22 protein-coding genes and 5 tRNA genes are annotated in these 20642 nt (G+C 72.6%); 20 read left to right on the forward strand and 7 right to left on the reverse strand.

From position 1 onward, the window contains the following. The first annotated feature begins 86 nt into the window (after nt 1-86). The 7 genes from ABFY07_RS22375 (at nt 87) to ABFY07_RS22405 (ending at nt 3024) form a co-directional block, all read left to right on the forward strand. Nucleotides 87-881 carry a fumarylacetoacetate hydrolase family protein gene (locus tag ABFY07_RS22375; protein WP_346176215.1) on the forward strand — a complete coding sequence of 265 codons (795 nt, stop codon included), beginning with the start codon at nt 87-89 and terminating at the stop codon, nt 879-881. Further along, nucleotides 874-2361 carry a glutamate--tRNA ligase gene (gltX, locus tag ABFY07_RS22380; RefSeq protein WP_346176216.1) on the forward strand — a complete coding sequence of 496 codons (1488 nt, stop codon included), beginning with the start codon at nt 874-876 and terminating at the stop codon, nt 2359-2361. Before ABFY07_RS22375 ends, gltX begins: the two co-directional genes overlap by 8 nt. Nucleotides 2362-2550: 189 nt before the next feature. Beyond that, nucleotides 2551-2622 (forward strand) — tRNA-Gln (locus ABFY07_RS22385). A gap of 51 nt (nt 2623-2673) precedes the next feature. Beyond that, a tRNA-Glu gene (locus ABFY07_RS22390) sits at nt 2674-2746 on the forward strand. A gap of 35 nt (nt 2747-2781) precedes the next feature. Continuing rightward, nucleotides 2782-2854, forward strand: a tRNA-Glu gene (locus ABFY07_RS22395). Nucleotides 2855-2867: 13 nt separating this feature from the next. Next, a tRNA-Gln gene (locus ABFY07_RS22400) sits at nt 2868-2939 on the forward strand. A gap of 12 nt (nt 2940-2951) precedes the next feature. Further along, nucleotides 2952-3024 (forward strand) — tRNA-Glu (locus ABFY07_RS22405). 44 nt (nt 3025-3068) lie between these two features. On the opposite strand, the gene ABFY07_RS22410 is transcribed toward ABFY07_RS22405, so the two are convergent. Next, nucleotides 3069-3740 carry a MerR family transcriptional regulator gene (locus ABFY07_RS22410; protein ID WP_346176217.1) on the reverse strand — a complete coding sequence of 224 codons (672 nt, stop codon included), beginning with the start codon at nt 3738-3740 and terminating at the stop codon, nt 3069-3071. A gap of 122 nt (nt 3741-3862) precedes the next feature. Here ABFY07_RS22410 and ABFY07_RS22415 point away from each other — a divergent pair, with 122 nt between their 5' ends. After that, nucleotides 3863-4327 (forward strand): DUF4188 domain-containing protein, encoded by a 465-nt coding sequence (locus tag ABFY07_RS22415; RefSeq protein WP_428836986.1) that lies wholly within the window; start codon nt 3863-3865, stop codon nt 4325-4327. Nucleotides 4328-4342: 15 nt separating this feature from the next. On the opposite strand, the gene ndgR is transcribed toward ABFY07_RS22415, so the two are convergent. Next, complete coding sequence (ndgR, locus tag ABFY07_RS22420; RefSeq protein WP_065965103.1) at nt 4343-5059, reverse strand: IclR family transcriptional regulator NdgR; 717 nt, start codon at nt 5057-5059, stop codon at nt 4343-4345. A 141-nt stretch (nt 5060-5200) separates the two neighbouring features. Here ndgR and leuC point away from each other — a divergent pair, with 141 nt between their 5' ends. The 4 genes from leuC (at nt 5201) to ABFY07_RS22440 (ending at nt 8322) form a co-directional block, all read left to right on the forward strand. Further along, nucleotides 5201-6631 (forward strand): 3-isopropylmalate dehydratase large subunit, encoded by a 1431-nt coding sequence (gene leuC, locus ABFY07_RS22425; RefSeq protein WP_346176219.1) that lies wholly within the window; start codon nt 5201-5203, stop codon nt 6629-6631. 6 nt (nt 6632-6637) lie between these two features. Then, entirely contained in the window at nt 6638-7231 is a 594-nt protein-coding gene (gene leuD / locus ABFY07_RS22430; protein WP_346176220.1) for a 3-isopropylmalate dehydratase small subunit, read from the forward strand. A gap of 126 nt (nt 7232-7357) precedes the next feature. Beyond that, a complete protein-coding gene (locus ABFY07_RS22435; RefSeq protein ID WP_346176221.1) occupies nt 7358-7603 on the forward strand; it encodes an SCO5555 family protein in 246 nt (81 codons plus the stop codon). Between the two features lie 125 nt (nt 7604-7728). Further along, on the forward strand, nt 7729-8322 hold the full coding sequence (locus ABFY07_RS22440) for an HU family DNA-binding protein (RefSeq protein ID WP_065965111.1): 594 nt from the start codon (nt 7729-7731) through the stop codon (nt 8320-8322). A 77-nt stretch (nt 8323-8399) separates the two neighbouring features. On the opposite strand, the gene ABFY07_RS22445 is transcribed toward ABFY07_RS22440, so the two are convergent. Next, nucleotides 8400-8612 carry a hypothetical protein gene (locus ABFY07_RS22445; RefSeq protein ID WP_346176222.1) on the reverse strand — a complete coding sequence of 71 codons (213 nt, stop codon included), beginning with the start codon at nt 8610-8612 and terminating at the stop codon, nt 8400-8402. A 46-nt stretch (nt 8613-8658) separates the two neighbouring features. After that, entirely contained in the window at nt 8659-9279 is a 621-nt protein-coding gene (gene cofC / locus ABFY07_RS22450; RefSeq protein ID WP_346176287.1) for a 2-phospho-L-lactate guanylyltransferase, read from the reverse strand. Between the two features lie 172 nt (nt 9280-9451). On the opposite strand from cofC, the gene ABFY07_RS22455 reads away from it, so the two are divergent. From ABFY07_RS22455 to ABFY07_RS22465, 3 genes are read left to right on the forward strand one after another with little or no spacing between them, the layout of a single operon-like run. Then, on the forward strand, nt 9452-10234 hold the full coding sequence (locus ABFY07_RS22455; RefSeq protein ID WP_346176223.1) for a lysophospholipid acyltransferase family protein: 783 nt from the start codon (nt 9452-9454) through the stop codon (nt 10232-10234). Then, complete coding sequence (locus tag ABFY07_RS22460; protein ID WP_065965117.1) at nt 10231-11232, forward strand: NAD(P)H-dependent glycerol-3-phosphate dehydrogenase; 1002 nt, start codon at nt 10231-10233, stop codon at nt 11230-11232. Before ABFY07_RS22455 ends, ABFY07_RS22460 begins: the two co-directional genes overlap by 4 nt. Before the next feature lie 34 nt (nt 11233-11266). Beyond that, nucleotides 11267-12439 carry a D-alanine--D-alanine ligase family protein gene (locus ABFY07_RS22465; protein ID WP_346176224.1) on the forward strand — a complete coding sequence of 391 codons (1173 nt, stop codon included), beginning with the start codon at nt 11267-11269 and terminating at the stop codon, nt 12437-12439. Between the two features lie 69 nt (nt 12440-12508). Here the strand turns inward: ABFY07_RS22465 and ABFY07_RS22470 are convergent, their stop codons facing one another. Together ABFY07_RS22470 and ABFY07_RS22475 are read right to left on the reverse strand one after the other, a co-directional pair. Beyond that, complete coding sequence (locus ABFY07_RS22470) at nt 12509-13027, reverse strand: DUF3515 domain-containing protein (protein WP_346176225.1); 519 nt, start codon at nt 13025-13027, stop codon at nt 12509-12511. A gap of 19 nt (nt 13028-13046) precedes the next feature. Continuing rightward, nucleotides 13047-13280: an Lrp/AsnC family transcriptional regulator gene (locus ABFY07_RS22475; RefSeq protein WP_014176096.1), complete on the reverse strand. Its 234-nt coding sequence runs from the start codon at nt 13278-13280 to the stop codon at nt 13047-13049. A gap of 137 nt (nt 13281-13417) precedes the next feature. On the opposite strand from ABFY07_RS22475, the gene ABFY07_RS22480 reads away from it, so the two are divergent. Together ABFY07_RS22480 and thiD are read left to right on the forward strand one after the other, a co-directional pair. Further along, on the forward strand, nt 13418-14386 hold the full coding sequence (locus ABFY07_RS22480) for a thiamine-phosphate kinase (protein WP_065965125.1): 969 nt from the start codon (nt 13418-13420) through the stop codon (nt 14384-14386). Between the two features lie 10 nt (nt 14387-14396). Continuing rightward, entirely contained in the window at nt 14397-15218 is an 822-nt protein-coding gene (gene thiD, locus ABFY07_RS22485) for a bifunctional hydroxymethylpyrimidine kinase/phosphomethylpyrimidine kinase (RefSeq protein ID WP_346176226.1), read from the forward strand. Nucleotides 15219-15323: 105 nt separating this feature from the next. Here thiD and rpmB read toward each other — a convergent pair whose 3' ends face one another. Further along, entirely contained in the window at nt 15324-15509 is a 186-nt protein-coding gene (gene rpmB, locus ABFY07_RS22490) for a 50S ribosomal protein L28 (protein WP_009714771.1), read from the reverse strand. A gap of 250 nt (nt 15510-15759) precedes the next feature. Here rpmB and ABFY07_RS22495 point away from each other — a divergent pair, with 250 nt between their 5' ends. The 3 genes from ABFY07_RS22495 to rsmD all read left to right on the forward strand — a co-directional run bounded on the left by ABFY07_RS22495 (nt 15760) and on the right by rsmD (nt 20639). Then, nucleotides 15760-17565 (forward strand): DAK2 domain-containing protein, encoded by a 1806-nt coding sequence (locus ABFY07_RS22495; protein WP_428836987.1) that lies wholly within the window; start codon nt 15760-15762, stop codon nt 17563-17565. 59 nt (nt 17566-17624) lie between these two features. Continuing rightward, nucleotides 17625-19907 (forward strand): ATP-dependent DNA helicase RecG, encoded by a 2283-nt coding sequence (gene recG, locus ABFY07_RS22500; protein WP_346176228.1) that lies wholly within the window; start codon nt 17625-17627, stop codon nt 19905-19907. Between the two features lie 144 nt (nt 19908-20051). Beyond that, complete coding sequence (rsmD, locus tag ABFY07_RS22505; protein ID WP_346176229.1) at nt 20052-20639, forward strand: 16S rRNA (guanine(966)-N(2))-methyltransferase RsmD; 588 nt, start codon at nt 20052-20054, stop codon at nt 20637-20639. The last annotated feature ends 3 nt before the right edge of the window (nt 20640-20642 follow it).

Raw genomic sequence — 20642 nt, forward strand, 5'->3', positions numbered from 1 at the left:
AAGGCACCTCGGGGGCGCGCCGGACGCGGAGCGATAGCCTGGAGCGTCAGTCTCCAGCGAGTCCAGTGAAGAGGCAGCAGCTTCCCGTGCGCATCGCCAGGTTCTCCATCGACGGCAGCGTCGCCTTCGGCGTGGTCGAGGACGGACCGTCCGCCCAGGACGGTCCCGTGATCGACATCATCAAGGGCCACCCCTTCGCCGAGTTCGAGCGTTCGGGCCGGAAAATCCCGCTGAGCGAGGTCCGGCTGCTGCCGCCCGTCCTGCCCAACAAGATCGTCGCGATCGGCCGCAACTACGCGGAGCACGCCGCCGAGCTGGGCAACGAGGTCCCCGACGTCCCGGTCGCCTTCTTCAAGCCGTCCACCTCCGTGGTCGGCCCCGGCGACCCCATCGTCTACCCCTCCTTCTCCCAGGAGGTGCACCACGAGGCCGAGCTGGCCGTGGTCATCGGCCGGATGTGCAAGGAGGTGCCCCGGGAGCGCGTCAAGGACGTGATCCTCGGCTACACCTGCGCCAACGACGTCACCGCGCGCGATGTCCAGAAGCGCGAGAAGCAGTGGGCGCGGGCCAAGGGCTTCGACACCTCCTGCCCGCTGGGCCCCTGGGTGGAGACCGGCATCGACCCCGCCGAGATCACCGAGGGCCTGGGCATCGGCTGCACCGTCAACGGGCAACAGCGCCAGCTCGGCCGCACGAGTGAGATGGTCCGCCCGATCGAGGACCTGATCGTGCACATCACGGAGGCGATGACGCTGCTCCCCGGCGACGTCGTCCTCACCGGCACCCCGGCGGGCGTCGGACCGCTCAGCGTCGGCGACGAGGTCGCCGTCACCATCGAAGGCATCGGCACTCTCACCAACAAGGTGATCAAGCGTGGCTAGCGCAACCCCCTCCGCTCCCGTGCGGGTACGTTTCTGTCCCTCGCCGACCGGCAACCCCCATGTCGGCCTGGTCCGTACCGCCCTGTTCAACTGGGCCTTCGCCCGCCACCACGGCGGGACCCTGGTCTTCCGTATCGAGGACACGGACGCCGCCCGCGACTCCGAGGAGTCCTACCGGCAGCTCCTGGACGCGATGCGCTGGCTGGGCCTCGACTGGGACGAGGGCCCCGAGGTCGGCGGCCCGCACGCGCCCTACCGCCAGTCGCAGCGCATGGACCTCTACCGGGACGTCGCGGACCGGCTCCTGGCGGGCGGCCACGCCTACCGGTGCTACTGCACCGCCGAGGAGCTGGAGCAGCGCCGCGAGGAGGCCCGGGCGGCCGGCCGGCCCTCCGGCTACGACGGCAAGTGCCGCACCCTGACCGACGAGCAGCGCGCCGCCTACGAGGCCGAGGGCCGCTCCTCGATCGTGCGGTTCCGGATGCCCGACGAGCCGATCACCTTCACCGACCTGGTGCGCGGCGAGCTCACCTTCACGCCGGAGAACGTGACCGACTACGGGATCGTGCGGGCCAACGGCGCCCCCCTCTACACGCTCGTCAACCCCGTCGACGACGCGCTGATGGAGATCACCCACGTGCTGCGCGGCGAGGACCTGCTGTCCTCCACCCCCCGGCAGATCGCGCTCTACCGCGCGCTCGCCGAGATCGGCGTCGGAAACGGCACCGTGCCCGCCTTCGGCCACCTGCCGTATGTGATGGGCGAGGGCAACAAGAAGCTCTCCAAGCGCGACCCGCAGTCCTCGCTGAACCTCTACCGGGAGCGCGGCTTCCTGCGCGAGGGCCTGCTCAACTACCTCTCCCTGCTGGGCTGGTCGCTGGCGCCCGACCGGGACGTCTTCACGCTGGACGAGATGGTCGCCGCGTTCGAGATCGGCGATGTGAACGCCAACCCGGCGCGCTTCGACCTCAAGAAGGCCGAGGCGATCAACGCGGACCACATCCGGCGGCTGGACCTGAAGGCCTTCATCGAGGCCTGCGAGCCCTGGCTGAAGGCGCCGCACGCGCCCTGGGCCCCGGAGTCCTTCGACGCGGCCGCCTTCGCGGCGCTGGCCCCGCTGGCGCAGACCCGGCTGACGGTCCTGTCCGACATCACCGCGAACGTGGACTTCCTCTTCCTCGACGAGCCGGTGGAGGACGAGGCGTCCTGGGCGAAGGCGATGAAGCCGGGCGCGGACGCGCTGCTGGCCTCGGTCCGCCCCCGGCTCGCCGAGGCCGACTGGGACGCCGAGACCCTGAAGGCCGCGGTCCTCGCGGCCGGCGAGGAGCACGGCCTCAAGCTGGGCAAGGCCCAGGCTCCGGTGCGCGTCGCCGTCACCGGCCGTACGGTCGGCCTGCCGCTGTTCGAGTCCCTGGAGGTCCTGGGCCGCGAGCGCACGCTGGCCCGGATCGACGCGGCCCTGGCGAAGCTGACGGCGTAAGCGCTGCTCGCGAGGCGAGGACGCGGCCACCGGGCTCCGGTGGCCGCCCTGGCCGTCCGTGGCGCGTCGATACTCGTTTTGGTGGCCCGTCCACCATCGGGTAATGTTCTTCCTGCGCCGCCCGGGCGGGCCGAGAGGCCGGACCGGGGCGCACAACCAGACAAAGCCCCCCAGGGGGCGGCGTTTTGGTGGGGTATGGTGTAATTGGCAGCACGAGTGATTCTGGTTCACTTAGTCTAGGTTCGAGTCCTGGTACCCCAGCAAGGGATTTCTCTGGAATTCTCCCGGAAATTCCTTGACCAGCAGGACCAAGCCCCCGTTGTGTAGCGGCCTAGCACGCTGCCCTCTCAAGGCAGTAGCGCCGGTTCGAATCCGGTCGGGGGTACGGATCTCTTCTTCACGGAGACGGAGATCGCTAGGGCCCCCGTTGTGTAGCGGCCTAGCACGCCGCCCTCTCAAGGCGGTAGCGCCGGTTCGAATCCGGTCGGGGGTACTGGTCTATACCATGGGCTATGGTGTAATTGGCAGCACGAGTGATTCTGGTTCATTTAGTCTAGGTTCGAGTCCTGGTAGCCCAGCGCAGTACTCAGGCCCCCGTTGTGTAGCGGCCTAGCACGCCGCCCTCTCAAGGCGGTAGCGCCGGTTCGAATCCGGTCGGGGGTACCTCACGGAAAAGCCCTCCGCGTCTCGCGGAGGGCTTTTCCGCGTCATGAGCCGTCTCGGGAATCGTCCCGGGAGTCCCTGAAACGCCGGCCGGACTCCTCGGTCTCCGCCAGCCGCCGCAGGGCCAGCAGGACGGGCTCGTACAGCACCGTCAGCGCGACGACCGCCTCGATCCGCTCCGTCGGGGAGCCGCCGTACTTCTCGACCAGATCCAGGTCCGCGACGGCCAGTTCGGCGGCCAGGCGGGCGTGCAGCGCCAGGTGGTCGGTGTCGTGCGGATAGCCGAGCCGCTCCAGCGAGGCGATGGCCGCCACCAGCATCCGGTACGCGGGGGAGGTGGCGCCGAGCTGCCGGCCGTACGTCCAGCCGAGCCGCTCCAGCAGGGCGTCGACCTGGCGGGTCGCCTCCGCGGTCTCGGGGTCGTCCTCGGCGGGCTCGGGGCCGTGCGGCAGCGCCCAGACCGCGGCTCCCATCCGGGTGTTCTGGGACAGCGACTCGTCCTCTGCGGTCTCCAGCACCTCCCGGGCCGTGGCCACCGGCACCCGGCCCACCTGGATCAGCGCCCGCACCAGCCGCAGCCTGCGCAGATGCTCCTCGCCGTACTCGGCCTGGGTGGCGCTGACGCGCTCGCCCGGCGGCAGCAGCCGCTCGCGCAGGTAGTACTTGATCGTCGCGGTGGGCACCCCGCTGCGCTCGCTCAGCTCCCTGAGACGCATCCCCTTGCCTTCCTCGTTGGAGAGTGGCACTATCCAAGTATTGGGTAGTGCCACTATCCAAGCCTATCGCGGACGCGAGGAACGAGGGGATCATCATGGGTGCCAGGCCGATAACGGGGCGCATGACCGCCGACGCCGAGGGCGGGGTCACCGTCTTCATGATCGGTATGCGGATCAACCGCTTCCGCGCGCTGCGCAGCTGGCTGCCGGTGTTCCGGGCGATGCCGCGGATGCTGCGCGAGCTGTCGCGGGACAAGGACGGCGGCATGCTCGGCTATCAGCTGCTGTTCGGCTCGCCCCGGCTGATCTACGTCGTCCAGTACTGGGACTCCCACGAGAAGCTGCTGGCGTACGCCACGGACCGGGGCAAGGAGCACCGCCCGGCCTGGACCGCGTTCAACCGGCGGCTGCGGGAGGGCCGGGGCAAGGTCGGCTTCTGGCACGAGACGTACGTCGTCCCGGCCGGCGCGCACGAGTCCGTCTACATCAACATGCCGGAGTTCGGCCTGGCCAAGGCGACGGCCGTCGTCCCGGTCGGCCGCCGCGGCGAGGGGGCGGCCGACCGGCTCGCCCTGAAGAGCGCCTGAGGGGCCGCCCGCCGCTCAGTTCCCCCGGCGGAGGGCGTCCGTCAGGCGGGCGGCGGCGTCGATGACGGCCTGGGCGTGCATGCGGCCCGGGTGGCGGGTCAGCCGCTCGATCGGTCCGGACACCGAGACGGCCGCGACCACGCGGTTGGACGGGCCCCGTACGGGCGCGGAGACCGAGGCGACGCCCGGCTCGCGCTCGCCGATCGACTGGGCCCAGCCGCGCCGCCGCACGCCCGACAGCGCGGTGGCCGTGAAGCGGGCCCCCTGGAGCCCGCGGTGCAGCCGCTCCGGCTCCTCCCAGGCCATCAGGACCTGGGCGGCCGAGCCGGCCTTCATGGGCAGCGTAGAGCCCACCGGCACGGTGTCCCGCAGTCCGGACAGCCGCTCGGCCGCCGCCACGCAGATGCGCATGTCGCCCTGGCGCCGGTAGAGCTGCGCGCTCTCCCCGGTCACGTCCCGCAGGTGGGTGAGCACCGGCCCCGCGGTGGCCAGCAGGCGGTCCTCGCCCGCGGAAGCGGCCAGCTCGGCCAGGCGCGGGCCGAGGATGAAGCGTCCTTGCATGTCACGCGCCACCATGCGGTGGTGCTCGAGCGCTACCGCGAGCCGGTGCGCCGTGGGGCGCGCGAGCCCGGTGGCCCCGACCAGCCCGGCGAGGGTGGCCGGACCGGACTCCAGAGCGCTCAGTACCAGAGCCGCCTTGTCGAGAACGCCGACGCCACTAGAGTTGTCCATGAAACGATATTCGCGTCTCACACTGTGAAACGCAAGTTCAATTTACGAGGCGACGCGCCACTCTGTAATGGCGGGCCCGCAGACCAGGGCCCGCAGTACACACGAGCAGGGCCGGCGACGTTGCCGGCCGGAGGGAAAGCGATGGGACGGACACTCGCGGAGAAGGTCTGGGACGACCATGTCGTCCGGCGCGCCGAAGGCGAGCCCGACCTCCTCTTCATCGATCTGCACCTGCTGCACGAGGTGACCAGCCCCCAGGCCTTCGACGGCCTCCGCAAGGCAGGTCGCCGGGTCCGTCGCACCGACCTCACCATCGCGACCGAGGACCACAACACCCCGACCCTGGACATCGACAAGCCGATCGCGGACCCCGTCTCCCGGGCCCAGTTGGAGACGCTGCGCAAGAACTGCGCCGAGTTCGGCGTACGGCTGCACCCGCTCGGCGACGTCGAGCAGGGCGTCGTCCACGTCGTGGGCCCCCAGCTGGGACTGACCCAGCCCGGCACCACCGTCGTCTGCGGTGACAGCCACACCTCCACCCACGGCGCCTTCGGCGCGCTCGCGTTCGGCATCGGCACCAGCCAGGTCGAGCATGTGCTGGCCACCCAGACGCTGCCGCTCGCGCCCTTCAAGACCATGGCGATCACGGTCGAGGGCGAGCTGCCGGAGGACGTCACGGCCAAGGACCTGATCCTGGCGATCATCGCCAGGATCGGCACCGGTGGCGGCCAGGGCTATGTCATCGAGTACCGGGGCCCGGCCATCGAGAAGCTCTCGATGGAGGCCCGGATGACCGTCTGCAACATGTCCATCGAGGCCGGCGCCCGGGCGGGCATGATCGCCCCGGACGAGACCACCTTCGCGTACCTCGAGGGCCGCCCCCACGCCCCCCGCGGCGCCGACTGGGACGCCGCCGTGGAGTACTGGCGCACGCTGCGCACCGACGACGACGCGGTCTTCGACCGCGAGGTGGTCATCGACGCCGCCGAGCTCGCGCCGTTCGTCACCTGGGGCACCAACCCGGGCCAGGGCGCGCCGCTGTCGGCCAGCGTCCCCGACCCCGCCTCCTTCGAGGACGCCAGCGAGAAGCTCGCCGCCGAGAAGGCCCTGGAGTACATGGGTCTGACGGCCGGTCAGGCGCTGCGGGACATCAAGGTCGACACCGTCTTCGTCGGCTCCTGCACCAACGGCCGCATCGAGGACCTGCGCTCCGCTGCCTCGGTCCTGTCCGGCCGTTCGGTCGCCGACGGGGTGCGGATGCTGGTCGTCCCCGGCTCCGTACGGGTCGCCCTCCAGGCCGTCGAGGAGGGGCTGGACAAGGTGTTCACCGCGGCCGGCGCCGAGTGGCGGCACGCGGGCTGCTCGATGTGCCTGGGGATGAACCCCGACCAGCTCGCCCCCGGCGAGCGGTCGGCGTCCACCTCCAACCGCAACTTCGAGGGTCGGCAGGGCAAGGGCGGCCGCACCCACCTGGTCTCCCCGCAGGTGGCCGCCGCCACCGCGGTCCTCGGCCATCTGGCCTCGCCCGCCGACCTGTCCGACGCCGACGCAACCGTTCCCGTGGGGGCCTGAGCAGACATGGAAGCATTCACCACGCACACCGGCCGGGCCGTCCCGCTGCGCCGCAGCAATGTGGACACCGACCAGATCATTCCCGCGCACTGGCTCAAGAAGGTCACCCGCGACGGCTTCGAGGACGGACTCTTCGAGGCCTGGCGCAAGGACGCGGACTTCGTGCTCAACCGGCCCGAGTACAAGGGCGCGACCGTGCTGGTGGCCGGCCCCGACTTCGGCACCGGCTCCTCGCGCGAGCACGCGGTGTGGGCGCTGCAGAACTACGGCTTCAAGGCCGTCATCTCCTCGCGCTTCGCCGACATCTTCCGCGGCAACTCCCTCAAGAACGGCCTGCTGACGGTGGTGCTGCCGCAGGAGACCGTGGACCGGCTGTGGAAGCTGATCGAGTCCGACCCGTCGGCCGAGATCACCGTGGACCTGGTCGACCGCCAGGTTCGAGCCGAGGGAATCACGGCTGATTTTGAGCTTGACGAGAACGCCCGGTGGAGGCTCTTGAAGGGGCTGGACGACATCAGTCTCACCCTCCGGCAGGAGGCCGACATCGCCGCGTACGAGGCGCGGCGGCCGACCTTCAAGCCCACCACGGTTGAGGTCTGAGACCCCCGGGTCTTCCCTGTACAGAGCATGTTTGACACGATGCGTCGCCAGTCCCCGGACCGGCGGCGCATCGGCATGTTGAGGCCCCCTGAAGCGACAACTCGCCGCAGATGGCACAATCAGTGCATGGAACGCGACGCCCAACTCGAGCTCTACGGGCTTGTCGCGGACCGGCTCAAGGAAGCGCACACAAGGGTGCGCTCGCTGCAAGTCCCGGAGGGCGTACGGATGGCGCTGTCCCGGAAGCTGCTGGTCATCACGGCCGCGGCGAAACACGATCTCGCGGACGCGGCAAGGCGTCTGGAGCGGTTGATGCACGACCTCGACGAGGGACGTTTCCCCCAAGATCCCGACTCCGACGGAAGTCCATGACATCCGAGTGCGTTGCGGCACAAGGGTGATAAGCCCGTTTCGTGTTTGATTTGCGGTATATATCTGCCTAACGTGCGAAAAAGCTTGAACACATTCGTTCCGGCAATGTCTCCGAAGGGGAAGACGTGAACAAGGCGCAGCTCGTAGAAGCGATTGCCGACAAGCTCGGCGGCCGGCAGCAGGCCGCCGACGCGGTCGACGCGGTACTGGACGCGATGGTCCGTGCGGTCGTCGCCGGGGAGCGAGTTTCGGTCACCGGATTCGGCTCGTTCGAGAAGGTCGAGCGTCCGGCTCGTTACGCCCGCAACCCGCAGACCGGGGAGCGCGTCCGGGTCAAGAAGACCTCGGTGCCCCGCTTCCGCGCGGGCCAGGGGTTCAAGGACCTGGTGAGCGGCTCGAAGAAGCTCCCGCGGGGCGGCGAGGTGGCCGTGAAGAAGGCCCCCAAGGGCAGCCTCCAGGCCGCGGCGAAGAAGGCGGCCGCCAAGAAGGCCACGGCGAAGAAGGCCGCCGCCCCCGCCGGCAAGAAGGCGGCGCCCGCCAAGAAGGCCCCCGCCAAGGCGGCCCCGACGGCGAAGAAGGCGCCCGCGAAGGCGGCGGCGAAGAAGGCCACGGCCAAGAAGGCCGCCCCCGCCAAGAAGGCGACGGCCAAGAAGGCTCCGGCGAAGAAGGCTCCGGCGCGCAAGACCACCGCCAAGAAGACCACCGCCCGGAAGCGCTGATCCGCCGGTCGGCGGCATCCAGGACGGGCGTCACGCGCCGGGCCGGGCTCCTGTGGGGAGCCCGGCCCGCGGTGCGTTCAGAAGGTCTGCAGGGTCACCAGGACGACCCGCCGCCCCTCGGGAGCCCCTTCGGCGGGCTCCACCTCGATCCGCACCCGCTGCCCGGGCCGCAGCAGCCGCAGGCCCCCGGCGTCGAAGGCCGCCGCGTCGAAGGGCAACGGGGTCCCGTCGTCCAGCAGCACGCTGCCGGCGCGGGTCTCGGGGTCGTACGTGTACGCGGTCGCCTGCATGGGGCCAGCCTAGAGTCCGCCGCGCCCCCGGCCCGACCCCGAGCCCTCAGAGAAGGGCGTGCTGAGCCGTGTGGGGGCCCACGCCCAGGGCCAGGGCGGCGCGCAGGTCCTCGGCGGTGTCCACGTCGCGCCGCACCGAGTCGACCCCCCGCAGCCGTATCTCCCGCGCCCCCGACGCCCGGTGCCTGGCCCGGGACGACCCCCCGAACGCGGGGGACAGCTCCACCCCCGCCGCCGCCGTGAGCAGCGTCGTGCCCACCCCCGCCGCGTCCGCCAGGAAGGCCCGTGGAAACGCGGAGGCGGCCTCGAGCACCTGCTCGAGCTCCGCCGGCCGCAGGGCGGGGAGATCGGCGTTCAGAGCCGCCACAGCGGCCGCGGGGGACTGCCGGCGCACGGCGAGGGCGCCCTGCGCCAGCGCCGCGTTCAGACCGCCGCCCGGCGGGTCGGGGAGGACGCGGGCACCGAGGGCAGACAGCTCCCGCGCCGCGAGCGGGTCGTCCGTGACGACCGTCACCCCGCGCACCGCCCGGCACGCCAGCGCCGCACCCACCGTGTCCTGCGCGAACGCGAGCGCGAGCCCCGGCCGCACATGGTCCGCCGCGGCGTCGGCCAGCCTGCTCTTGGCCCGGGACAGGGGCTTGAGCGGCACCACCAGCGTCCACGCCACCCGGGCTCCATCGCTTCCCACGAACGTCATTCTCGCCTGCTGCCGGGGCTGCCGGGGACGGACGGGGTTACGGTGTCCTCGACAGACCGGGTACCTGGGGCGACACTTGTGCGGCTGCCCGGACGGCAGCAAAGCCAGCAGGTCAGCAGGGTCCAAGAGGAGGATGTTCCGAGTGTCCGGCCGCAGAATCGGCTTCTGGTACCGCATGGCGGCAGTCCTGGTGAAACCACCGCTGGTGGTCCTCTTCAAGCGGGACTGGCGTGGAATGGAGCACATTCCCGCCGAGGGCGGATTTATCACCGCGATCAACCACAACTCACATCTCGATCCCTTCTCGTACGCCCACTTCCAGTACAACACCGGGCGGGTGCCGCGCTTCCTCATCAAGGCCGGGGTCTTCAAGGGCGGCTTCGTGGGCGCCTTCCTGCGCGGCACCGCGCAGATCCCCGTCTACCGGGAGTCCACCAACGCGGCCAACGCGTTCCGGGCCGCCGTGGACGCGGTCAACCAGGGCGAGTGCGTGGCCTTCTACCCCGAGGGCACCCTCACCCGCGACCCCGACCTGTGGCCCATGCGCGGCAAGACGGGCGCGGCGCGCGTCGCGCTGCTCACCAAGGCGCCCGTGATCCCCGTCGCGCAGTGGGGGGCCAACGAGGCGCTGCCGCCCTACGCCAAGCGGCCGCGGTTCTTCCCCCGCAAGACGCTGACCGTGCACGCGGGCCCGCCCGTGGACCTTTCCGCGTACTACGGCAAGGAGCCCACCGCCGAGGTGCTGCGGGCGGCCACCGACGACATCATGGCGGCGGTCGCCGAACTCCTCTCGGAGGTGCGCGGGGAGCCCGCCCCCGCCGAGCGCTACGACTACCGCCCCGGCAAGTCCCGCGCCGCGGAGAACCGCCCCGGCAAGCCCCGCGCCGCGGAGAAACCCCCCGTGGCCGATGAGGAGAGCAAGTGACGCGCTGCGCCGTCTACGGCACCGGCTCCTGGGGCACCGCCTTCGCGATGGTGCTCGCCGACGCGGGCTGCGAGGTGACGCTGTGGGGCCGTCGGCCCGGCCCGGTGGAGGCCATCAACACCACCCGCACCAACCCCGACTACCTGCCGGGCACCGAGCTCCCGCGGTCGGTGCGGGCCACCACCGACCCGGCCCTGGCGGCCCGCGGCGCCGAGTTCACCGTCCTCGCCGTGCCCTCCCAGACGCTGCGCGGGAACCTCGCCGCATGGGCGCCGCTGCTGCCCGCCGACACGGTGCTCGTCTCCCTGATGAAGGGCGTGGAACTGGGCACCGCCAAGCGGATGAGCGAGGTCGTCGAGGAGGTCGCCAAGGCGTCCCCGGAGCGGGTCGCCGTGCTCACCGGCCCCAACCTGGCCAAGGAGATCGCCGCCCGCCAGCCCGCCGCCTCGGTCGTCGCCTGCCGTGACGAGGCCGTGGCGCGCCGCCTCCAGGCCGCCTGCCACACCCCGTACTTCCGCCCGTACACCAACACCGACGTGGTCGGCTGCGAGCTCGGCGGCGCGGTCAAGAACGTCATCGCGCTCGCCGTGGGCATCGCCGACGGCATGGGGCTCGGCGACAACGCCAAGGCGTCGCTGATCACCCGGGGCCTGGCCGAAACGACCCGGCTGGGGCTGGCCATGGGCGCCGACGCCCACACCTTCGCGGGCCTGGCGGGCATGGGCGACCTGGTCGCCACCTGCTCCTCGCCGCTGTCCCGCAACCACACCTTCGGCACCAACCTCGGCCGGGGCATGACCCTGGAGCAGACCATCGCGGTCACCAAGCAGACCGCCGAGGGCGTCAAGTCCTGCGAGTCGGTGCTCGACCTCGCCCGGCGGCACGACGTCGACATGCCGATCACCGAAACCGTGGTGAGCGTCGTGCACGACGGCAAACCACCGTTGGTGGCGCTGAAAGAGTTGATGTCCCGCAGCGCCAAGCCCGAGCGGCACTGACGCGCCCGGGACCGCAAGGTAACCTCAACGCGTTATGAGCAGCCAGAGCCCCGCCCCCAGCCCTGTCCCGCCCTCCTCCGGAGGGGAGCCGCGGAAGCCGCGCGTGGCCGTCGTCTTCGGCGGCCGCAGCTCCGAGCACACCATCTCGGTGGTCACCGCCGGCGCGGTGCTGCGCGCCATCGACCGCGACAAGTACGACGTGCTGCCGATCGGGATCACGAGCGAGGGGCGTTGGGCCCTGACCGCCGACGAGCCCGAGCGGATGGCCATCGCGGACCGGGTGCTGCCCAGCGTCGAGGGCCTCGCCGAGACCGCCGAGGGCTCCGTGCTGCTCCCGGTCGAGCAGGGGAACCGCGAGGTCGTCTACGCCGAGCCGGGCGCGGTGCCCAAGGCACTCGGCGAGGTCGACGTGGTCTTCCCCATGCTGCACGGCCCCTACGGCGAGGACGGCACCCTTCAGGGGCTGCTCGAACTGTCCGGCGTGCCCTATGTGGGCGCGGGGGTGCTCGCCTCCGCCGTCGGCATGGACAAGGACTACATGAAGCGGGTGTTCGCCTCCTTCGGGCTGCCGGTCGGCCCGTACGAGGTGATCCGCCCCCGCGAGTGGGAGCAGGACCCCGCCGCCGCGCGCAAGAAGATCGTCGACTTCGCCGGCGACCACGGCTGGCCGGTCTTCGTGAAGCCGGCGCGCGCGGGCTCCTCCATCGGCATCTCCAAGGTCGAGAACCTGGCCGGCCTCGACGAGGCGATCGAGGAGGCGCGGCGCCACGACCCGAAGATCCTCGTCGAGGCGCTGCTGCGCGGCCGCGAGATCGAATGCGGGGTGCTGGAGTTCGAGGACGGCCCGCGGGCCAGCGTGCCCGCCGAGATCCCGCCGGTCTCCACCCACGACTTCTACGACTTCGAGGCGAAGTACATCGACGCGGCGGACGGCGTGGTGCCCGCGCCGCTCACCGAGGAGCAGACCGCGCGGGTGCGGGAGCTGGCGGTGCGGGCGTTCGAGGCGGTGTCCTGCGAGGGCCTGGTCCGCGCCGACTTCTTCCTGCTCGACAGCGGCGAATTCGTGATCAACGAGATCAACACCATGCCCGGCTTCACGCCCATCTCGATGTACCCGCGGATGTGGGAGGCGAGCGGGGTGAGCTATCCCGAGCTGGTGGACCGGCTCATCCAGGCCGCGCTGCGCCGCCCGACGGGGCTGCGCTGACCGATGACAAGGGCCCCGGGCGGCGCGCCCGGGGCCCTCTGCTGTGGGAGCGCTGTCCTGGAGCGGGGCTCAGACCACGCCCGGGGGCACAGTCTTCTTGACGGCTTTCGCCAGATCGACAAGCGGGTTGACCTCCGGCGCGTACGTGCCGGGCACCGTCACCTCCACGTACGCCTGCCGCAGCACGGTCGTGAAGCGGTAGCCGTCGTCCAGCCGCTCCGGAAGCCACTGCACACCGTCGATCTCGGCCGACGCGGCGTAGGGGTCGTAGCGCTCGGTGCCGGCCGTGAGAGCGGCGGGCTTGTCGACCCCGCAGCGCAGCTTCACCGCGGGGTCGCCCCAGGCGGCGGTGAGCTCCGAGGCGGGCTCGGGGACGCGCCGCTCCAGCCCGTTCACGGTCTTGGGCAGTTCCCTGTGCAGCGCCCGGCACAGCGCCGCCGTCTTCGCCGACGGCGTGGGAACCGCGAGGGACAGCGAGCCGTCGGAGCCGCCCAGGAGGGAGCACCCCGCCGCCGACAGCACGAGCAGCGCCACGGCCGCGGACGTGGTGACCCCGCGGCGGAGGCGGCTACGGTGTGCGGAATTCACGGTTTGAGCATACGGGGGGTCACAGATGGACGACCGGACAGGTCAGGGTGCGGGTGATGCCGTCCACTTGCTGGACTTTGGCGACCACCATGCGGCCGAGTTCATCGACGGTCTCGGCCTGAGCCCGCACGATGACGTCATAGGGGCCGGTGACGTCCTCGGCCTGTATCACTCCGGGGATCTTGGCGATGACGTCGGCCACGGTCGACGCCTTTCCGACCTCGGTTTGGATCAGGATGTACGCCTGTACCACGGAACCTCCAGGGCGGCTACGAGGATCATGTGGGGAGAAGGGACGCCACGGTACCGCGTCGCCGAGCGGCGCGGGGAGACCCGCGCGGCGTGCGCGGCGCGACGGGCAGAGAGCGACAAGTGCGAAGGGGCAATGGGATGAAGGGCACCGTGGGCGAGTTGGGGGAGTTCGGGCTCATCAGAGAGCTCACCTCCCGGCTCACCACCACCCCGGCCGTGCGGCTCGGGCCCGGCGATGACGCCGCGGTCGTCGCCGCGCCGGACCGGCGGGTCGTGGCCAGTACGGACCTACTGCTGGAAGGCCGGCATTTCCGCCGCGACTGGTCCACCGCCTATGACGTCGGCCGCAAGGCCGCCGCCCAGAACCTCGCGGACATCGCGGCCATGGGCGCGGTGCCGACCGCGCTCCTGCTGGGCCTGGTGGTGCCCGCCGAACTGCCGGTGACCTGGCCTACCGAGCTGATGGACGGCATCCGCGACGAGTGCCAGGTGGCGGGCGCGGCCGTGGTGGGCGGCGATGTGGTGGGCGGCGAGACCATCACCGTGGCGATCACCGCTCTGGGCGACCTGCGCAACCACGAACCGGTCACCCGATCCGGTGCCCAGCCGGGCGACGTGGTCGCGGTCACCGGCTGGCTCGGCTGGTCGGCCGCCGGACACGCGGTGCTCTCCCGCGGCTTCCGCTCGCCGCGCGCCTTCGTCGAGGCGCACCGGCGCCCTGAGCCGCCCTACCACGCGGGCCCGGCGGCCGCCGGGCTCGGCGCCACCGCCATGACCGATGTCAGCGACGGGCTGGTCGCCGACCTCGGTCACATCGCGGAGGCCAGCAAGGTCCGTATCGACCTGCGGTCCGGGGACATCGACATCCCCTCCCAGATGTCCGACATCGGGCAGGCGGTGGGCGTCGACCCGCTGCAGTGGGTGCTCAACGGGGGCGAGGACCACGCGATCGTGGCCACCTTCCCGCCCGACGCCAAGCTGCCCGCGCGCTGGAAGGTGATCGGCGAGGTGCTCAACCCCTCGGCGCTGCCGCAGGTCACCGTGGACGGCGCGCCCTGGCCGCACGCGGGCTGGGACCACTTCGGGAAGGACAAGAGCGCCGAGTAGATTCGGCGCCATGGCGACTTCCCCCGCACCCCCGCCCGGTACCCGCGCGACCCCGCCCCGCGTGCTCACCGTCGCCGGATCCGACTCCGGCGGCGGTGCCGGCATCCAGGCCGACCTGAAGACCATGCTGGCCCTCGGCGTGCACGGCATGAGCGTGATCACCGCCGTGACGGCACAGAACTCGCTGGGCGTGAGCGGGGCGTGGGAGCTGCCCGCCGAGGCCGTACGGGCCCAGTTCCGCGATGTCGTCGACGACATCGGGGTAGGGGCGGTCAAGACCGGGATGCTGGCCTCCGCCGAGCTGGTCGAGACCGTCGCCGGGCTGCTCGCGGACCTCCCGGCCCCGGTCGTGGTCGACCCGGTCGGCGTCTCCAAGCACGGTGACGCCCTGCTGGCCGCGGAGGCCCTCGACTCGGTCCGCACCCGGCTGCTGCCGGTCGCGACCGTGGCCACGCCCAACCTGGACGAGGTCGCCCAGCTGGCGGGCGTGAAGGTGGCGGCGGAGCGGGACCTGCGGCGGGCCGCCGACGCGATCCTGGCCTTCGGCCCGCGCTGGGCGCTGATCAAGGGCGGTCACCTCGACGGCGACGCGGTGGACCTGCTCACGGACGGCACCGAGGAGCACTGGCTGCGGGCCGCCAGGCACCCCAACCGCCATACGCACGGCACGGGCTGCACGCTGGCCGCCGCCATTGCCTCGTACCTGGCCCTGGGAGCCGAGGTGCCGGGGGCCGTCGCGGCGGCCAAGGAGTACGTCACGGGCGCGATCGCGGCCGGCTTCCCGCTGGGCGGGGGCATCGGCCCGGTCGACCACGGCTGGCGGTGGCGCTGAGCTCAAGGGCATGCGAAAAGCCGGTCCACACGAGGTGGACCGGCTCGGCAACCGGAAGGGTCGCACTCGACACGCGAACGGGGTCGCCCCCGGCCACGCGGGAAGTCAGCGCGAGACCTTGCCGGCCTTGATGCACGAGGTGCAGACGTTGAGCCGCTTCGGGGTCCGACCGACCACAGCGCGCACCGTCTGGATGTTGGGGTTCCAACGACGGCGGGTGCGGCGGTGCGAGTGCGAGATGTTGTTGCCGAAGCCCGGCCCCTTGCCGCAGACGTCGCAGTTGGCAGCCACGGGTTACTCCAAAGACGGGTCAACCCCGCTTGCGCGAGGAGACAGACACTTACGGTGGGCCCGGCGCGCCCTGATCGGTGAAACGATCGGCGGTGCCGGGGGAATGGCCCGATTCGCATCGGGCAACCGGAGCAGCATACAACGGCCGATCCGCTACCCCGAAATTACCATGACCCCCCGGACCGATGCCCGGGGTGCCGACTACCCTGCGATGACCGCCCCCGCTCCTGCCCTCCCGAGGAGGACGTACGTGCCGCACACGCTCGACGCCGATGCGGTACGCAGCTGGTGCGCCCTGGCGCTGGACGCGCTCGGCCGGGCCCGCGAGGAGATCGACGCGATCAACGTCTATCCGGTCGCGGACGCGGACACCGGCACCAACCTCTATCTGACCGTCGAGTCCGCCGCCCAGGCCGTCGCCGCCGCCTTCGACGGCCACGCGGCCGCCCCCGGGACCGCCCTCCGCCCCAGCCTGTCCGAGGCGGTGCGCGCCATGGCCCACGGCGCCCTGATCGGCGCGCGCGGCAACTCCGGCACCATCCTGGCGCAGCTGCTGCGCGGGATGGCGGACGTCCTCGCGGAGGGCGAGGGCGCCCCGGACGGCGACGGCGGCTACGGGGACCACCAGGGGGACGAGGGGGACGGCGAGCGGGACGGTGGCGCGGACGGTCTGCGGCGGGCGCTGCGGCGCGCGGCCGAGCTGGCGTACCGGGGCGTGGCCCACCCCGTCGAGGGCACCGTGCTGACCGTGGCGCGGGCCGCGGCCGACGCCGCCGAGCGCGCCGAGGGCGACCCGGCCGCGGTGGCCCGCGCCGCCTACGAGGGCGCCCGCGCCGCCCTGGAGGCCACCCCCGCCCAGCTCGGCGCGCTCGCCCGCGCGGGCGTGGTGGACGCGGGCGGCTACGGGCTGGTGGTGTTCCTCGGCGCGCTCGCCCAGGCCGTGTCCGGCCGGGCCCCGGCCGCCGGCCCGGTCGCCGCCCGGGGAGGCTGCCCGGCCGCCGGGCCGGCGCAGACCGACGGCACCTCGGCCGACGGCGCCTCCGGCGACGGGCCCGACGGCGGGCCCGCCTTCGAGGTGATCTATCTGCTGGAGGCGGAGGAGACGGCCGTCGTCCGGCTGCGGGAACGGCTGGACGCGCTCGGCGACTCCCTGGTGGTCGTCGGCGGCGACGGGCTGTGGAACGTGCACGTCCATGTGGACGACGCGGGCGCGGCCGTCGAGGCGGGCATCGAGGCGGGCCGCCCGTACCGCGTCCGCATCACCCACTTCGGCACGGCCGCCGCCCGCCGCGCCCACGCCGACCAGCCCCACCCGCACCCCCGGGCGGACGACACCGGGCGGCGGCCGGACGCCCGCGGCGCGCCCGAGTCCCCCGCCGGCCGGGCGGACCGCGCGCCGCGCGCCGTGGTCGCGGTCGTCCCAGGCGAGGGCCTGGCCGCCCTGTGCGCCGAGGCCGGCGCGACCGTGGTCACCGCGCGCCCCGGGGAGCCCCCGGCCGCCGGGGAGCTGGCCCAGGCCGTACGGCGGGCCCGCGCCCCGGAGGTCGTCCTGCTGCCCAACGACGCCGACCTGCGCCACACGGCCGCGGCCGCCGCCGCCCAGGCCCGCGCCGAGGGCGTACGGGTGGCGGTCATCCCCACCCGCTCCCCGGTCCAGGGCCTGGCCGCGCTCGCCGTGCACGAACCGGGCCGCAGCTTCGACGAGGACGTCGTGGCCATGACCTCCGCCGCCGGCGCCACCCGCTACGCCGAGCTGGCCGTCGCCGAGCGCCAGGCCTGGACCATGGCCGGGGTGTGCCAGGCGGGGGACATGCTGGGGCTCATCGACGGGGACGTCGCGGTGATCGGCGACGGCCTCGCGGGCACCGCGCAGACCGTGCTGGACCGGATGCTCGCCGCGGGCGGCGAGCTGGTCACCCTGGTGCTCGGCGCGGACGTGCCCGGCGATGTCGCCGAGCTGCTGGAGCGCCACGTACGGGAGGGGCACTTCGCGGTCGACACGGTCGTCTACCGCGGCGGCCAGCCGGGCGTGCCGCTGATCATAGGCATCGAATAGCCCAGCGGCGTGGCGACAGCCTCGCTCCACGGCCCCGCTTGTCGGTGCCGTGGTGTGCAATGGACTGCGTGCCCGCGCTGGATGAACCTCTGAAGAAAGTGCTCGGCGGCAACACCGCGAAGGTGATGGCCGACCACCTCGACCTGCACACGGTCGGCGACCTGCTGCACCACTACCCGCGCCGCTACGCCGAGCGCGGCGAGCTGACCCGGCTGGCCGACCTCCCCCTGGACGAGCATGTGACGGTCGTCGCGCAGGTCGCCGACGCCCGCGTGCACAAGTTCGACCGCGGCACCAAACAGCGCCTGGAGGTCACCCTCACCGACGGCAGCGGCCGGCTGCGGCTGGTCTTCTTCGGCCGCGGGGTCTACGGGGCGCAGAAGGAGCTGCTCCCCGGCCGCCGCGGCATGTTCGCGGGCAAGGTCGGCGTCTTCCGCAATGTGCGCCAGCTGGCCCACCCGGCGTACGAGATGCTCGGCAAGGAGGACGGCGCGGCGGCCGTCGAGGCGTGGGCCAACCAGCTGCGCCCGCTGTATCCCGCCTGCGCCCAGCTCGAGTCCTGGAAGATCGAGAAGGCCGTCGGGGCGCTGCTCGACACCCTGGAGGCCACCGGCTGGGAGGGCCTGGTCGATCCGCTGCCCGAGAGCCTGCGCCTGGGCCGCGGGCTGGCCGAGCTCCCCGAGGCGCTGCTGAAGATCCACCGGCCGCGCACCAAGGCGGACATCGCCGCCGCCCGGGACCGCCTGAAGTGGGACGAGGCCTTCGTGCTCCAGGTGGCCCTCGCCCGCCGCCGCCACACCGACGCCCAGCTGCCCGCGGTGCCGCGCGCGCCCGCCGAGGGCGGCCTGCTGGGCGCCTTCGACGCCCGGCTGCCGTTCACCCTCACCGACGGCCAGCGCGACGTCAGCCGCGAGATCTTCGCCGACCTGGCCACCGAGCACCCCATGCACCGGCTGCTGCAGGGCGAGGTCGGCTCGGGAAAGACCCTGGTGGCGCTGCGCGCGATGCTGGGCGTCGTGGACAGCGGGGGACAGGCCGCGATGCTCGCGCCCACCGAGGTGCTCGCCCAGCAGCACCACCGCTCGATCACCGAGATGATGGGCGACCTGGCCGAGGGCGGCATGCTGGGCGGCGCCGAGCTGGGCACCAAGGTCGTGCTGCTGACCGGCTCCATGGGCGCCGCGGCCCGCCGCCAGGCGCTGCTCGACCTGGTCACCGGCGAGGCCGGGATCGTGGTCGGGACCCATGCGCTGATCGAGGACAAGGTCCAGTTCCACGACCTGGGCCTGGTCGTGGTCGACGAGCAGCACCGCTTCGGCGTCGAGCAGCGCGACGCGCTGCGCTCCAAGGGCAAGCAGCCGCCGCACCTGCTGGTGATGACGGCCACCCCCATCCCGCGGACCGTCGCCATGACCGTCTTCGGCGACCTGGAGACCTCCGTACTGGACCAGCTGCCGGCCGGGCGCTCCCCGATCGCCTCCCATGTGGTCCCCGCGAAGGACAAGCCGCACTTCCTGGCGCGGGCCTGGGAGCGGGTGCGCGAGGAGGTGGCGGCCGGCCACCAGGCGTACGTGGTGTGCCCGCGGATCGGCGACGAGACGGGCGAGGAGGCGGACGAACCCAAGGACGCGGCCCGCGCGTCGGCCCCGTCCTCGGCCTCCGCCAGGTCCGCCGACAGGTCGCCCGACAAGTCCGCCGCCGAGTCCCCCGAGGACGAGGCCGAGAAGCGGCCGCCGCTCGCGGTCCTCGACATCGCCGAGCAGCTCGCCAGGGGCCCGCTGCGCGACCTGCGCGTGGAGGTGCTGCACGGCCGGATGCAGCCCGAGGCCAAGGACGACGTGATGCGCCGCTTCGCCGCGGGCGAGGTGGACGTGCTGGTCGCCACGACCGTCATCGAGGTCGGCGTCAACGTCCCCAACGCCACCGCGATGGTGATCATGGACGCGGACCGCTTCGGCGTCTCGCAACTGCACCAGCTGCGCGGCCGCGTCGGCCGCGGCTCCGCCCCCGGGCTGTGCCTGCTGGTGACCGAGATGCCGGAGGGGAGCCCGGCCCGGGCCCGGCTCGGCGCGGTCGCGGCCACGCTGGACGGCTTTGAGCTGTCGCGGATCGACCTGGAGCAGCGGCGCGAGGGCGATGTGCTGGGCCAGGCCCAGTCCGGGGCGCGCTCCTCGCTGCGGGTGCTCGCGGTCATCGACGACGAGGAGGTCATCGCCGCCGCCCGGGAGGAGGCCACGGCCCTCGTCGCCGCCGACCCCGAGCTGACCGGGTATCCGGAGCTGCGCACCGCGCTTGACGCGTTCCTGGACGAGGAGCGCGAGGAGTACCTGGACAAGGGCTGACCGCCCGGCCGGCGCCGGAAGCCGCGACCGGGAGCCGGACGGACCCGGGGGCCGTGACCAGTGCCCGGGACGCCATATCGTGGAGGGGCGGCGGCCACCACACGGTCCGCCGCTGCCCTCCCACCGCGAAGGACTGCGTCACCGATGACCCGCGTGATCGCCGGAGCCGCCGGCGGCCGCCGCCTGGCAGTGCCGCCGGGAAACGGCACCCGACCGACCTCGGACCGGGCGCGCGAAGGCCTCTTCTCCACCTGGGAGTCGCTGCTCGGCTCGCTGCGCGGCGCCCGGGTGCTCGACCTGTACGGCGGCTCGGGCGCGGTCGGCCTGGAGGCGCTCTCGCGCGGCGCCGAGCATGTGCTGCTGGTGGAGTCCGACCCGCGCGCCGCCCGCACGATCCGCGCGAACATCCGGGCGCTCGGCCTGCCCGGCGCCGAGCTGCGCACCGGCCGGGCCGAGCAGGCGATCGCCGGCCCGGCCCCCGGGACGGGCCCGTACGACGTGGTGTTCCTCGACCCGCCGTACGCCGTCACCGACGAGGAACTCCGCGAGATACTCCTCACACTCGCCGGTAACCGGTGGCTCGCGCCCGACGCGCTGGCCACGGTGGAGCGGAGCACACGAGGCGGGGAATTCGGGTGGCCTGCCGGTTTCGAGGGCTTGCGGGCCCGTCGGTACGGCGAGGGCACGCTTTGGTACGGTCGCGCCGCCTCGACGTGCGACAACGCGTCATGACCG

The sequence above is a fragment of the Streptomyces sparsogenes subsp. cuspidosporus genome, assembly GCF_039532705.1.
Lineage (GTDB): Bacteria > Actinomycetota > Actinomycetes > Streptomycetales > Streptomycetaceae > Streptomyces > Streptomyces sparsogenes.